Annotated in this window: 13 protein-coding genes; 4 read left to right on the top strand and 9 right to left on the bottom strand. The window is 67.0% G+C overall.

The window, feature by feature from the left end; genetic code table 11:
• Nucleotides 1-333: 333 nt before the first annotated feature.
• Complete coding sequence (gene tgt / locus CVV68_RS00850; RefSeq protein WP_438502605.1) at nt 334-1,566, top strand: tRNA guanosine(34) transglycosylase Tgt; 1,233 nt, start codon at nt 334-336, stop codon at nt 1,564-1,566.
• On the opposite strand, the gene CVV68_RS00845 is transcribed toward tgt, so the two are convergent.
• From CVV68_RS00845 to CVV68_RS00810, 7 genes are all read right to left on the bottom strand, one after another.
• On the bottom strand, nt 1,526-2,218 hold the full coding sequence (locus tag CVV68_RS00845; RefSeq protein ID WP_110499113.1) for a response regulator: 693 nt from the start codon (nt 2,216-2,218) through the stop codon (nt 1,526-1,528). The genes tgt and CVV68_RS00845 overlap by 41 nt on opposite strands.
• Complete coding sequence (locus CVV68_RS00840; RefSeq protein WP_110499112.1) at nt 2,219-3,376, bottom strand: sensor histidine kinase; 1,158 nt, start codon at nt 3,374-3,376, stop codon at nt 2,219-2,221. It lies immediately after the preceding gene.
• Nucleotides 3,377-4,018: 642 nt separating this feature from the next.
• Entirely contained in the window at nt 4,019-4,225 is a 207-nt protein-coding gene (locus CVV68_RS00830) for a hypothetical protein (RefSeq protein WP_110499110.1), read from the bottom strand.
• A gap of 160 nt (nt 4,226-4,385) precedes the next feature.
• Entirely contained in the window at nt 4,386-5,123 is a 738-nt protein-coding gene (locus CVV68_RS00825) for a queuosine precursor transporter (protein WP_110499109.1), read from the bottom strand.
• A gap of 193 nt (nt 5,124-5,316) precedes the next feature.
• On the bottom strand, nt 5,317-6,219 hold the full coding sequence (locus tag CVV68_RS00820; RefSeq protein ID WP_110499108.1) for a hypothetical protein: 903 nt from the start codon (nt 6,217-6,219) through the stop codon (nt 5,317-5,319).
• A gap of 507 nt (nt 6,220-6,726) precedes the next feature.
• A complete protein-coding gene (locus tag CVV68_RS00815; protein WP_110499107.1) occupies nt 6,727-7,545 on the bottom strand; it encodes a MerR family transcriptional regulator in 819 nt (272 codons plus the stop codon).
• A gap of 460 nt (nt 7,546-8,005) precedes the next feature.
• Complete coding sequence (locus tag CVV68_RS00810) at nt 8,006-8,629, bottom strand: hypothetical protein (RefSeq protein WP_146238786.1); 624 nt, start codon at nt 8,627-8,629, stop codon at nt 8,006-8,008.
• Nucleotides 8,630-8,757: 128 nt separating this feature from the next.
• On the opposite strand from CVV68_RS00810, the gene CVV68_RS00805 reads away from it, so the two are divergent.
• Complete coding sequence (locus tag CVV68_RS00805; RefSeq protein WP_110499105.1) at nt 8,758-9,954, top strand: alpha/beta hydrolase; 1,197 nt, start codon at nt 8,758-8,760, stop codon at nt 9,952-9,954.
• On the opposite strand, the gene kynA is transcribed toward CVV68_RS00805, so the two are convergent.
• A complete protein-coding gene (gene kynA, locus CVV68_RS00800) occupies nt 9,951-10,793 on the bottom strand; it encodes a tryptophan 2,3-dioxygenase (RefSeq protein ID WP_110499104.1) in 843 nt (280 codons plus the stop codon). The two genes, CVV68_RS00805 and kynA, sit on opposite strands and share 4 nt — an antisense overlap.
• A 35-nt stretch (nt 10,794-10,828) precedes the next feature.
• Entirely contained in the window at nt 10,829-11,578 is a 750-nt protein-coding gene (locus tag CVV68_RS00795; protein WP_110499103.1) for an alpha/beta hydrolase, read from the bottom strand.
• Nucleotides 11,579-11,745: 167 nt separating this feature from the next.
• Between CVV68_RS00795 and CVV68_RS00790 the strand changes: the two genes are divergently transcribed.
• Together CVV68_RS00790 and CVV68_RS00785 are read left to right on the top strand one after the other, a co-directional pair.
• Nucleotides 11,746-12,669, top strand: a complete 924-nt coding sequence (locus CVV68_RS00790) for an NADP-dependent oxidoreductase (protein ID WP_110499102.1) — start codon at nt 11,746-11,748, stop codon at nt 12,667-12,669.
• Between the two features lie 182 nt (nt 12,670-12,851).
• Complete coding sequence (locus CVV68_RS00785) at nt 12,852-14,153, top strand: hypothetical protein (RefSeq protein ID WP_110499101.1); 1,302 nt, start codon at nt 12,852-12,854, stop codon at nt 14,151-14,153.
• The last annotated feature ends 112 nt before the right edge of the window (nt 14,154-14,265 follow it).

Raw genomic sequence — 14,265 nt, 5'->3', positions numbered from 1 at the left:
ACTTTCCGTGTCGCAACTCACACTCCCACTGAAGTTCGAGATAATCCCCACGCCCTCCCACCACTCGCTGTCCCGACCCGCGGCGGGGCCCTCGGGCGCGTGGGCCCACACCCCTCCACCCAACCCAGGCTCGCGGCGCGGCCCTCGGGCGCGTGGGCCCACAACGATTTTTCCGCCGGGCGGACAGTACGTGCCGCAAACACTGGCAAAATGGAACCCATGCCTTCCCCCGAACCCGCCACGGACCTGCTCTCCACTGACCCTGCCGCACCCCAGCGCATTCCCGGGCCGCCGGCGTCGCAGGGGGAATTTGGGTTTAAGGTGACCACACGTATGGGTGAGAGTTGCGCGCCGTCGGACGCCGCCGTCGAACTCAATGGTGGCAAGTTTCAGGGCCGGACAGGCGTCATCACCACCCCGCATGGGACCGTCAAGACCCCGGCGTTCATCGCGGTGGGCACCAAGGCGACGGTCAAGGCCGTGCTGCCCGAATCCATGGCGGAGCTCGGTGCCCAGGCACTGCTGGCCAACGCCTACCACCTGTACCTGCAGCCGGGCGCGGAGCTGTTGGACGCGGCGGGTGGCCTGGGGAAGTTCATGAACTGGCACGGCCCCACCTTCACGGACAGCGGCGGCTTCCAGGTCATGAGCCTGGGGTCCGGCTTCAAGAAGGTCATCAACATGGACGCCGCGGCTGCCTCCCCCCACGCCGGCGCGGACGATTCCGTGGCCGTGGGCAAGGAGCGGCTGGCGCACATTGACGACGACGGCGTCTGGTTCAAGTCGCACCTCAACGGTGACATGCACCGCTTCACCCCCGAGGTGTCGATGCAGGTCCAGCACCAGATCGGCGCGGACATCATGTTTGCCTTTGACGAGCTGACCACGCTGCTGAACTCCCGCGGCTACCAGGAGATGTCGCTGGAGCGCACCCGGCTGTGGGCACAACGGTGCGTCGAGGAGCATTTTCGGCTGACCCTTGACCGGACGGGCAAACCCTATCAGGCGTTGTTTGGCGTGATCCAGGGCGCCCAGTATGAGGATCTGCGCCGCAAGGCCTCCCGCGATTTGGGCTCCATGGACTTTGACGGCTATGGCATTGGCGGGGCGCTGGAGAAGGAAAACCTCGGCACCATTGTGCGCTGGTGCGCGGAGGAACTGCCCGAGGACAAGCCGCGCCACCTGCTGGGCATCTCCGAGCCCGATGACATTTTCACGGCCATCGAGAACGGGGCCGACACCTTTGACTGCGTCTCCCCCACCCGGGTGGCCCGCACATCGGCGTTTTACACCCCGGACGGCCGGTTCAACCTGTCCGGCGCCCGCTACAAGCGCGACTTTGGGCCCCTCGTGGACGGCTGCGACTGCTACGCGTGCGCCAACTACAGCCGCGCCTACATCCACCACCTGTTCAAGGCCAAGGAGATGGTGTCCGCGACCCTGGTGTCGATCCACAACGAACGCTTCGTGGTGAAAATGGTCGACGACGCCCGGCTTGCCATCGAAGACGGCACGTTCTTCGACTTCAAGGCCGAGACGCTGCGCCGGTACTACCCAAACCGGTAGGCAGGCCCGGCCCCACGAAGCCGCCCTCGTAGGCCGCGATGACGGCCTGGACGCGATCCCGGACACCCAGCTTGCCCAGGATCCGGGCCACGTGCGTCTTCACAGTGGCCTCCCCCACCACCAGTTCCGCGGCGATCTCGGCGTTTGAAAGTCCGCCCGCGAGCAGCCGCAGGACCGTTTGTTCGCGTCCGGTCAGGGCCCCCAGCGCCCTGGGCATGACGCCGGACACCGGCCGCTGGACGTAGCGTTCGATCAGCCGCCGGGTAATGGCCGGGGCCAGCATGGACTCCCCCGCGGCCACCGACCGCACCGCGTGGACCAGCTGCTCCCGCGGCGCGTCCTTGAGCAGGAAGCCCCGGGCGCCGTCGCGCAGGGCCTGAAAAACGTATTCATCCAGGTCAAAGGTGGTCAGCATCAAAATGGCGGCCGTGGTGTGCACAGCCGTGAGCCGCCGGACGGCCTCCAGACCGTCCATGACCGGCATCCTGATGTCCAGAAGCACGACGTCGGGATGCAGCTGCGCAGTCAGGGCCAGCGCCGCCCTGCCCTCCCCGGCCTCGCCCACGACCTCCAGGTCCGGCTCAAGGTTGAGCATCAGCGTGAAGCCATCCCGAATCAGCTGCTGGTCATCCACTAGCAAGACGGTTGTCACCTAGATCGCCGCCGTCGCGGGACCCGCTGATTGGGTGGGACGCGGCGCGGGGACGCGCGCAAAAACCCGCCAGCCGCCATCGTCCGTGGGGCCCGCCTCGAGGATCCCGCCTGCCAGCTGCATCCGCTCGCGTAGGCCTTGGAGTCCGTATCCGGTGCCAGGATCTTCCCCTGCGGCGATGGCCGGCCCGTTGTGGACCTCCACCTCCACGCCGCCGTCGGAGGGTTGCACGGACACGCTGGCCGGGACCAGGCCGGCATGCTTCATCACGTTGGTCAGCGATTCCTGCACCACCCGGTACAGGGCCAGGTCCGCGGCAGGGTCCAGGGCCGGAAGGCCCGTGCTGATCCTTTGCGTCACGGGCAGACCGGCCAAGGCATTGCTGTCCAGCAGTGCCTGCAGCTGGCGCAGGCCCGGCGCGCCTTCCCCGTCGTCGCCGCGCAGCATGTCCAGCATGGTGCGGATTTCGGCCAGCGACCCCCTGGCCGTGGAGTGGATGACGCGCAACGGCTCGCGGGCCAGTTCGGCTCGGCTCTCCAGCGCAGCTCCTGCGGCGTCGGCCTGCACGGCGATCACGCTCATGCTGTGGCCCAGGACATCGTGAAGTTCCCGGGCTATCCGCAGGCGTTCGTTGGCCACGGCCAGGCGGGAGGCATCGCGTTCGTGCAGCTGCTGGAACGTCAGGCGGCTTCGCCAGAGGCGGCTGGCACGTCCGAGGAGCCAGATGCCGCCAAACACCAGGACGATGAACAGGTAGTCGGGTCCGCGCCTCAGCCATTCCCCTCCCAGCAGGGCAGCCAACAGCACAGCCCCGCCAACAGCCGCGGCACCTTCGGAACTCCAGGCTGCCACCGAGTACATGGCGACGGCGAACACCACCAGCGACCACAGAGACCCGGGCGTTTCTGCCAGCCAGCCCTGGAAGAGGTTTGCGGCGGCACCGGCCACAGCGGGAAGCAGCGGGATTTTGCGCCGCCAGCAAAGGGATGCGGTTATCACGACGGCGGTGGGCAGCGTGACTGACAGCGGACCTTCGTTTGGCTGCCCGGCGGCAGTCGATGCCACTCCAATCACGAACAGCAACGCGGCCAGCGCAACGTCCGGGACCGGGAACCCTCCCGGCCGGGCGTGCCACCATACAGCCTGGCTGCCTGCCATGCCCTCATCATAGAACCGCGACGCGTCCGCCGTCGTCCCCCATTTGGCGGACGCACGGACCGCATTTTAGCCCGCAGTGCGGACGCGGCCGGCCGCGCGGCGGGTGCATCCTGAAGGTCCAGTCTTCACGATTTCGTTTGAAAGGTGATTTACGATGAACATTCCCTGGCTGACCCGAAATGTTGCCTGCGCCAGCATGCTGGCAGGCACGGCCACCCTGGTGGCCGGAAACCTGCTGGCCCTGGTGAACCAGCCGGCGGACGGCAGCTTTGCCGCCATGCTGTCCATGGTCTCCGGGGGCCCCGGTCTGTGGTTGTTGGCCGCCACGCTGGCCATTGCCGGCCCGCTCCTCTGGATTCCCGGGCTCATTGCGGCCGGAGCGTTGCCCGGTGCAGCAAGGGCCGCTCGTTCGCTGCCTGCCGGAGAGCTGCCGGCCAGGTCTCTCCCAGCTGAAAACCCGGCCGCCGCGAACCGCGGCCCACAGCGGGGCCGCACGTTGGCCGGGCTCGGGTCACTGCTGCTGGCCGCCGGCATGGCCGTCGGAGTGGGTCACTTTGCCTTGTTCTTTGGAGTCTTCGGCTCGGCGGCGGACATCGGCCTGCCGGCGGGCACCATTGAACAACTGGTCACGGCCGAGGACGGCTACGTACTGGGAACCGTGCTGCTGTGGGTGTTCCTGGCCGGCCTGACGCTGGGGACGCTGATGCTGTCCGTGGGACTGCGGATGGCCAGGGCGGTGCCCGTGTGGGTGCCCGTTGCCGCACTGGCTTTCGCGGTCACCAACTTCATGGGCGGTCCCGTGGCCACCGTGGTGGGCGCGGCGGCGCAGCTGGCAACGTTTGTCCCCATGGGCCTCGCCCTGCGGGCCGTTGCCCGGAATGTGGCATACCCGGACGCAACAACACAGCCGGCACCGGGAAATCAGGTTGCCGATTCGGTCCCGGGGCGTGACCCACACACGGGATGGGCTCGAGGACCACCAAGGGCGTGCCAAGCTGGCGAGACTCGGCTATTTCGCGTACGTAGGTTCGTGCCGCTTAAACCAGCCGATTACCAGCGTGGTGACCGGGATCAACAGGTACTGCAAGCCGACCTTGTACACGAAGCCGACCAGCACATAGTTGGCGAACATGCCGAAGCCGACAATCCCGATCACCGGTGCGGCGATGGTGCAGAAGATGACCGTGTCGATGAATTCGCCCACGCCGCTGGAGCCCATGAGGCGCATCCACAACTTCCGCTCCCCTTGCCGGGCCTTGAGCCGGACCATGATGAGCGAGTTGATGGTCTGCCCGGCCAGGAAGGCGAGCAGGCTGGCCAGCACAATCTGCGGCACCGGCCCCAGTGTTTCCACGAGGGCGTGCTGCTTGGCCACGCCGTAGTCATCGGTGAAGCCGGGCAACGCAATGATCACCCAATAGCTCAGCGAGGCAAAAATGGACAGCGCAAACGTGGTGAAAATGGCCTTCCGTGCCATCTTGAACCCGTAAATCTCGCTGATCACATCGCCCAGGATGTAGGCGAACGGAAACAGGAAGAAGCCACCGTCAGTCACGATCGGCCCAAACATCACGCCCTTGGAGGCTCCGATGTTGGAGAGGATGACGATGACGGCCATGCAGGCGAGCAGGATGCCGTAGTAGCGGCTTCCAACGTCGGCAAAGCGGGGTGCGGCTTTGGGGACGGCCGCGGTTTCAGGGGTGGCACTGGTTTTGGGTGCGGCAGCATTGTTTTGCAGCGATGGCATGGCAGGCAGTCTCAAATCCGTAGGTAAGTGGTTCGCCCAGCCGCCACCTGCTTGGGGCGCGGCCGGCTGTATTATCACTGGGCCCGTCTGCACCCGGGCCACCATCAATTCTGCCATGTTTGACGGCGGGCCGGGCTGCGTAATCGCCGCCGCGCCCGCGCCATCGTCCCGTACCCGGGACCGCCGGCCCCACTTACGGCTGCTGCGCCAGCATGAGCCTTTCATTCTCGGCAAAGCATTTGGTGGTCTGCTCATTGAACGCGCTGCAGCGGCGCCCCACCAGCCGGTTCACGGCGTCCTCGATGCGGTCGGTCTCGGCCGCCTGCCCGGCGCGGATGAGCCCCTCGGGGCCGACCACCACGTAACCCCATTCATACAGGGCATCACAGCCCAGGGCACAGGTGAGCATGGCGCATCCGGCATAGTCCATGCGCTCTTCCTCGGAACAGTGCGACCTCGGCTTGATGTACCCGGCAATGAGCAACCGTGCCGGCAGCTCCGCCCCGCAGATGGCACACGGCGCCTTCAACCGGCCGCGCAGCAGGTTCTGGCGCAGGTAGGCCTGTTCCAGGCGGATGGTGGTGAGCGTCTGGTCGTCCGGCTCATCGGCGCCCCACGCACTGCCGGGCAGTCCGCGCAGGCTTCCGGCAGAGGTTTGCGGCGCCGTCACGCCGCATTCGTTCAGCAGCGCCTGCCCTTCCTCATCGGTCAGGGCGGAAATGTATCTGTGGATCGGCTTGCCGGCGGCGTTCAGCGGTCCGGGCGCACCGTCGGCCGTGATGCCCGCTGCGCGCTCGCGGTGCACCCGGAGGCCCTCGGCCAACGGTGTGGTGCGCACCAGCCAGCCGTCGTCGCCCTCGCCAAGCTGCTGTTCATAGCCTTCGGGGCGGGGCGCGTCCTGCCATTTCTCGCTCACCACGCTCACGGCCCGGATATAGGGGCCGAAGTAGTTGAACACCACGTCGCCCCTGCGCATTTCCTTCAGGAATACCCTGTCGCCGTGCTCCTCACCAACGGGTCCTTGGCTGTTCCACAGCGTCCCCTCGGTGATGGCTTGTTCATAGTTCCGACCGTGGCTGGCCCACCAGTAGTGCATCTGCCGACTCCTTGCATGGACTTCGCTGTGTTGCTGATTTCCCAGGTATGCATGCCAATTCAGGGTAGCCCGTTTGCGCCGCACTCCGAAAGGGGCCTACGCACTCCGTCCGCGGCCCATTCCGCCAGTTTCCACGTACGACGCCGGACGCCCGCCTCCCATAGCGGCCTCCCCTGGCGCTTCTGCGCCGGGCCCGGCATGGGTTAGGCGCAGAAGCAAAACAACCCCTCAGTTTTGCCGGACCCGCCGCGCATCCCGTGCCACCGCCACCCATGCGCAGGCCCCGGCTCGACCGTCGCGCATAACTTAACTCCACTTCCGTTATGCGCAAGGCTCGGGGGCTGGCCCTGCGCAGGTGACCAAGCTGCGCAAGGCTCGGGGGCTGGCCTTGCGCATAGGCTAACTCCACTTCCGTTATGCGCAAGGCTCGGGGGCTGGCCTAGCGCATATGCGAAGTGCCTCTGCGCAGAAAACGCGGGCCCGGCCACCAGCCGGCACGGCCGCCGCTCACGCCCGGGCGACTGGCTCCTGCAGTTCGGTGATCCACTGCTCCGGATCCGCGCCCATGCCGTAGTCCAGGTACAGTTCCCGGTTCGGGCCGGTGGAAACCCAGCCGTTGGCGTCAATCCAACGGGCCAGGGCCTGCACTGATGGCATGACGTTGTCCATGACCCCGCGGTGGATCAGCGTCGCCGCCTGCTCCACCGCGGGCAGCTCCACCACGTCAAAGGCGCCACTGCCCTCGGAGGAGGGGATCTGGGCTCCGGCGTGCACCCGGACGCGTCCGCCGTCGAGCTCGTCGTAATAGGCGACGCCGGGCCCGGTGGGCGTGATGCCGGCGGCAGCCAGCGCGCCATACAACTTCTCATAGAGCGGCTGGATCACCGGGCTGATGGACTGCGGCTCGAAACTCTCCGCCTCCGCTGACAGCTCTGCGAGCCGGACGGCCGGGACAGGCTTGATGATGACTTCGTATTCAGGCATGGTGCCCTCACTTTCGATGACGTGGAGCCTCGCCTCGACCGACGTCAGCCGTGCCGAATCCGCTGCCAGCTGCTCTTCGAGCTCGCTGCGGCGCAACAGCAACATGCCGCGCAATTCCTCCACGCCAAGGCTGGAATCGAGAATCCGGGACACTGTTTCCAGCGTGAACCCCAGGTTCTTCAACGCCACAATCCGGTTCAACCGGGCCAGCTGCGGCCCTTCGTAAAACCGGTAGCCGGTGGAATCGACGCGGGCAGGGTGCAGCAGTCCGATGCTTTCGTAGTGGCGCAGCATGCGCACCGACACCCGGCCGACCCTGGCGAAATCTCCTATTTGAAACATGACATCTTCCGTTGTACGGCCTCACACCGTGTCAGGGTCAATCCCCAGCCCCTCCCAGAGCTCGCGAGCTCGCTCCGGGCCCCTCGGGGCTGTGGGCCCAACCAGCCATCCCAACTGCTCGCGAGCTCGCTCCGGGCCCCTCGGGGCTGTGGGCCCAACCAGCCATCCCAACTGCTCGCGAGCTCGCTCCGGGCCCCTCGGGGCTGTGGGCCCAACCAGCCATCCCAACTGCTCGCGAGCTCGCTCCGGGCCCCTCGGGGCTGTGGGCCCAACCAGCCATCCCAACTGCTCGCGAGCTCGCTCCGGGCCCCTCGGGGCTGTGGGCCCAACCAGCCATCCCAACTGCTCGCGAGCTCGCTCCGGGCCCCTCGGGGCTGTGGGCCCAACCAGCCATCCCAACTGCACGCGAGCTCGCTCCGGGCCCAGCCACCCGCACCCCAACCTCGTTCCTCAGCCGGTGTCACCGGGTAAAGGTGAGGATGTCCGCCGCCTTTGACCAGCCGTCGACGGCGGCAAAACGTTCGGCCTGGGCGGCGTCGGACACCAGGAACAGCACGTCGGCGCCGTGCAGGAAGGCCTCCTCCGCCAGGGCGGCTGCCATGGCTTGTTCAAACACGCCCTCGCGCTCCCCATGGCCGTCGTCGACGTGCAGCCCGCCCAGCACGGCCAGTCCCTCCGCCAGCTTGATGCGGCCGCCGGCCACGGGGCGGTCAAAAAGGGCCACCTCGACGGCCTCGTAGTTTTCCATGGGCGCTTCGGCCACATACGCATCGGCGGGCAGCGACGGCACCTGCTCGAGGTCGTCGGTTTGGGCGGTCAGCAGCACCAGTGCCCCTGCCGGCCGAAAGCCGAGCGACTCGGCAAACTGGCCGGCCGACTGTGGATCTTCGGTCACCAGCTGCAGCACCGTGCCCTCCGGGACGGAGCCGGCGTGTTCCTCGGCGCCGTCGCCGGGCCAGGGGGCCAGGCGTTCGGACACGAAGCCGGTGATGGCCACCGAGTTGTCCGCCGCAACGCCTTCCAGTCCCCGCACGGCGGCCCAGGCAGGGCCCCACACCATCAAAGATTCCTGCCAATGCGCCATTTTGCTCATCCTTTGCCTAGGTACCAGGTGTGGCCTTGGGCCAATACGGGCGGTCCGGGGGCCGCCGGTTTCGGCACTTCCAGCATAGGCACAGCGGGACCGGGGACGCAGCCCGGTAGCATCGGGCCATGACCCCATGGCAACAGGACGTCCTTGGACCGGACTTTGAGCAGCTGACACTCGAGTTGCCCACAAACTCCCCGGCCACGCTGGTCCGCTATTGCGGCAGCGCGGCGCAGCGGGCGCCCTCGGCCGTCACCGGGGCGGATGTGCTGTACGTCCACGGCTGGTCCGACTACTTCTTCCAGCGCGAACTTGCCGAGTTCTGGCACAAGGCCGGCGCTAACTTTTACGCGCTCGATCTCCACAACTACGGCCGCAGCCTGCGCCCCGGACAGCTTTGCGGACAGGTGTCCACACTGGACGAGTACGACGGCGACATCGCCGCCGCGCTGGACGCGATGGGGCGGCGCGCGGTTGGCCCGGTGGCCGGTGGTGGCTTTCCGACCGGTTCTTCCGTGAAACGCCCGGAGGAACCGGCCGCGGATCCGGAACCGGCAGCCGACCCGGTCGCGGAACAGGCGGCCTTTGAACATGACTTTTTGGCCACGGCAAGGCACCGCCTGGAGGCTGCATTCACGGCCCTGACCGGCCGCGACAATCCCGCACCACCGGAGGAAGCCGGTCGGCGCCCACTGGTGCTGCTCGGGCACTCGACCGGCGGGCTGACGCTCAGCCTGTGGGCCGACCGGCACCCCGGTGCGGCGGACGCCGTCGTCCTTAATAGCCCCTGGCTGGAATTCCAGGCCACCGAGGTGGGGCGCGCCATGGTGGCGCCGCTGATCCAGGCACGCAGCAGGTTCCGGCCGCTGGCTCCGCTCCCGCCGATCGATCCGGGGTTTTACACGCGGGCTGTGTCCTCGCGCTTTGACGGCGAGTGGGACTACGAGCAAAAGTGGCGTCCGGACCACGGCTTTCCCGTGATGCCCTCATTCCTTAGCGCCGTTTTCCAGGGCCAGTCACGGCTGGCGCGCGGCCTGGCGATCGAGGCGCCCGTGCTCGTGATGCTTTCGGACAAAAGCTACCTGCAGCCCAAGTGGTCGTCCGTGGCGCTGGCGGCGGATGTGGTGCTCAATGTCGATTCCGTCGCACGCCGGGCGGTGGATCTGGGGCCGGACGTCACCCTGCACCGCATTGCGGGCGCCTTCCACGATATCTTCCTCTCCCCCGCGGCCATCCGGGCCCGGGCGTTCGCCGGCATGGGCCGCTGGGTGGAGGCTGCCCTGGACTCCGCGGCGCAACGGCGCTGGGCAGGGCGCTGCTAGCTTCCGATCTCCGTGCGGACGGCGTACAGCTCCGGGAAGAACGTCAGGTCCAGGGCACGCTGCAGGAAGCCGACGCCGGAAGAGCCGCCCGTGCCGGACTTCATGCCGATAATCCGCTTGACGGTGGCCACGTGCCGGAACCGCCACAGCTGGAAGTTGTCCTCCAGGTCCACCAGCTCCTCACAGGCCTCATACAGGTCCCAGTGGTCGGCTGGCCGCTCATATACAACGCGGATCAGCTGCACGAGTTCGGCGTTGAAAACATGCGCCTTCGTGAGGTCCCGCTCCAGCAGTTCCGCGGGGACGGCTAAGCCGCGGCGCGAAAGCAGGGCCAGGAATTCGTCATAGATGCTGGTCTGCTCCAGGATCTTCGCCAGCATGGCCCGGGCCGGCGGGTTCGCCGCAAACACCTTCAGCATGCCGGCGTTCTTATTGCCCAACATGAACTCCACGGCCCGGTACTGGTATGACTGGAACCCGGACGCCGAGCCCAGGTCCCCGCGGAACTGCGCGTATTCGCTGGGCGTCAGCGTGGCCAGGACGCTCCATTGCTCCGTCAGCGAGCGCTGGATGTGCTTGATCCGCGCCACGCCCTTCATGGCCGCCCGCAGGTTGTCTGACGCCAGCTGGAGCCGCACGGCCCGCAGTTCGTGCAGCATCAGCTTCAGCCAGAGCTCGGAGGTCTGGTGCTGGATGATGAACAGCATCTCGTCGTGGTGCGAGCTGACCGGCTGCTGCGCGCTGAGCAGGGTGTCCAGCGCAAGGTAGCTGCCATAGCTCATCTTGTCGCTGAAGTCCGTCTCGATGCCGGACTCGATCTTCCGGGTGTTCTCTGACATGGCCGTTCCCCTTCGTCAAGCGGTTTGAACACACACTACGCCCGCGCCAACAACCCCAAGACCAGGTCCCGGCACACGGCATAGGCGCCGCTGGCCGGGTTGATGAGGTCGTAATGGTCGCCGGGAACGTCGATGAACTCCGCCTGGCCGCCCGCCGCCACTACGGCATTAACGTAACTTTGGCTTTGGGAGGCGGGGACGTCGTCGTCGTCCGCGGCCTGGACGGCATATACGGGGACGGGCAGCGGAATGGCGGCCATGGGATCCACCAGAGCCACATCATTGCCCAGTAGCGCCGTCACGGCATTGTTGCTCAGCCCCAGGTGCTGCGCCTGGGTCAGGTTGAGCAGCCCCGACTGGCTGACGACGCCGGAGACCTCCACCGCGGGCGCCCCTCCCACCGCCGTGGCCGGGAGGTCGGCACGCCCGGCCGCCCAGACGCCGAGCTGCCCGCCAGCCGAATGGCCCAGCACCACCACGCGCGAGAGGTCCAGGCCGTGGTCCCCTGCGGCCCGGGCCAGGGCGTCGATCCCGGCCGCGACATCCAGGAACGTTTCCGGCCAGCCGCCGCCATTGCCCATGCGCCGGTATTCCAGGTTCCAGGCGGCCACCCCGTGCGAGGCGAGGTCGCGGGCCAGCGGGGCGCCCAGGTCCGCCCCGTAACGGCTGCGCCAGTACCCGCCATGGATCACCACCACCACCCCGGCATGCCGCGGCACTTCCGGCAGATACAGCTCCGCCCACTGGGAAGGGTCTGGGCCGTAGGCATAGCGTTGGGGGGTCATGGAGGAAGCGTACCGTTGTGCGCCGGGAACGCCACGACCGCTGCGCAGAACCGTGTCCCGCGCAGCGCAGGGTCAGTCCGCGGCACAGGACGGTACGGGAATCTTCAGCGGCCGGTGCGGGTTGGTCCAAGGGAGAGCATTCCATAACCAGTAAAGGCGGATTACCCATGAAGGCCATGAGCTATGCACGCTACGGCGGCACCGAAGTCCTTGAACTCACCGAACGGCCCGCGCCGAAGGTGTCCCCGGGATCGGTCCTGATCCGGGTCAGGGCCGCCGGCGTGAATCCCGTGGACTGGAAGGTCATGGCCGGCTACCTGGACCCCATCATGGACGTGACCTTCCCGGTGGTGCCGGGCTGGGACGTGGCCGGCGTGGTGGAGGCGGTGGGCCTTGACACGCCGGAGTTTGCCGTGGGCGACGAGGTGTACTCGTACGGGCGCCGCGACACCATCCATGGCGGCACCTTTGCCGAATTCGTGGCGCTTCCCGCCGGCGCGGTCTCCCGCAAGCCGGCATCGCTGAATTGGGAGCAGGCTGCGGGGCTGCCCTTGACGGGGCTGACAGCCCTGCGCACGCTGGACGGACTTCAGATCCGCACCGGCGACACACTGCTGGTCCACAACGGCTCCGGCGGGGTGGGCCGTACGGCCATCCAGCTGGCCGTCCAAGCAGGCGCCCGTGTCATTGCCACGGCCTCCGCCAAAAACCACGAGCGGCTGCGTGAGCTGGGCGCCGAGCCGGTGGAGTACGGTGACGGCCTGGTGGCACGTGTCCGTACGCTGGCACCGGACGGGGTGGACGCCGTGGCGGACTTCGCCGGCGGCGTGTTGGAAGAAACACTGGCCGTGCTCAAGCCGGACGGCCGCCACGCCTCCATCGCCGACGGCTCCGTCAACGAAAACGGCGGCCGCTACGTGTGGGTCCGCCCCGACGCCCGCGGGCTGGACCGGCTCAGCGCACTCGCCGACGCCGGCACACTCACCGTTGACGTCTCCGCCAGCTATCCCATGGAGCAGGCGGGGGCCGCGTTCGAGGCCAGCATGTCCGGCCACGGCGGCGGTAAGATCGTGTTGACGCAGTTCAGCTAGGCCATAGGTGCAGAAAATCGGTCCGGACCCGCTAAAAAATTTCAGCTTCCGCCCCCAGGTTTTCAACGGGCCGGTGACGTATGACGCCGGGAGGGGCCTTCCCGGCACAGGTGCCCTCACGGCGTCGTGCTGCAGGCGGCTACGGTTAAGGGGATTATTTCCCTCCGACCGCAAGGAACCCTGTGGCCAAGAAGTCCAAGCAGTCCCGATTCGGCAACCCTGCCAAGGCTGCCGCCGATGTTGCGGCGCGGGCAAATGCGATGTCCCTGCGGGATGCTCGGCTGGACCGCGCCATGGAAGCGCTTTCGCCGGGATTTGCGCTGTGGCTCGAATCCCAAGGCAGCGACGATGCCGGCATTGACATGAGCTTGATGAACCTTGACGACTTCTTCGACATGTACCGCATCCTTGAGCCGCAAACCGATGCAATGTCGCTGGCGCCCGAGGCGGTGGGGCAAGTCTTGGACGCCGCAACCGCCGCAAGCCCACAGTCCACCTTTGCGTTGCGGAGCGCTGTTCGGGACTATGTGGGCTACCTCGCCCAGGCTTCACTTTGGACGGGGACGCACGGCGAACTGGAGGAGCTTGCGGAACTGTTCAAGCAGCCCGCGTGGCCCGGTTTGGACCCCACCCCCAACCGTGACGCCTTGGTGCCGCCACTTGAAGGCGCCGGCAATGACGACCTCCTTGAAAGGGACAGCGCCACCGACGGCGATTTGGTTGACCCCGAGGATTATGACTTTCCCGAGGTTTACGTCCCGGAGCTGACGGCTGAATTGGTCGCCGCCACCGTGGATGGCTCCCCGCTCTGGAAAAACATTGAATCGATCCTGGCCTGGGTTGGCGGCGGCAGGGACGTCACCACGAAGGGAGCCCTGCGGAAGAAGAACAGGGCGGAAGCTGCCGCGGCCCTCACCCACAGCGGTGCCGGGATCCTCGACGAGGCCATCAGGTCATCCGCCACCCCCGCCGAACTCGAGGCTGAAACCCTGAACAGGCTCAAGCTGTACTGGTACCTGCTGAGCAGCCTGGGGCTGATCAAGTTCGACGCCGGCCGAGCGGTCCTCCCGTCCCACATCAAGGAGCGCTTGGAATTTGAGGAATCCAGGCTTGAGCTGTTTCGAGACGTGCTTGGCCAGTTCATCTTCATCTCCACCCTGGCAGGATCCGAGCCCGGCAGCTACACCGGCTGGCATGTCGACATGGCCTCCTTCATGGCTGAATGCGCCACCGAAAACCCGCCCGAATCGGCACTGCTCGTCCATGCCCTGGAATCACCTGAAACCGTCCATCCGGACCTGTACATCCTCGCCAAAAACGTCGCAAGCTGGGCCGCGGAAGGGCTCGTCGCCGTTGACGACCACGTTACGGTTCCGCCCGCATTCCGCCCGGATCTGGTTGAAATGTTGAAGGAGGACTTTCCTGTCAAGGCTGTGGGCCCCGGCGCCGGCCTGGACCTGGCGGAACTGCGCAGCGCGGGCTGACCTCTGCCGCCCAAACGTTCGACGGCGGCGCCTGCCCTTCGAGCGAAAAACAAGTGCCGCCGTCGTGCTTCCGGCCCGGCGCTTCGGCCGGCGCGAGTGGCACAGCCGGACT

Source organism: Arthrobacter livingstonensis (assembly GCF_003219815.1).
In the GTDB taxonomy this organism is placed as follows: Bacteria; Actinomycetota; Actinomycetes; order Actinomycetales; family Micrococcaceae; genus Specibacter; species Specibacter livingstonensis.
The sequence above is the reverse complement of the archived record's forward strand: the minus strand, read 5'-3'. Positions and strand labels throughout refer to the sequence as shown.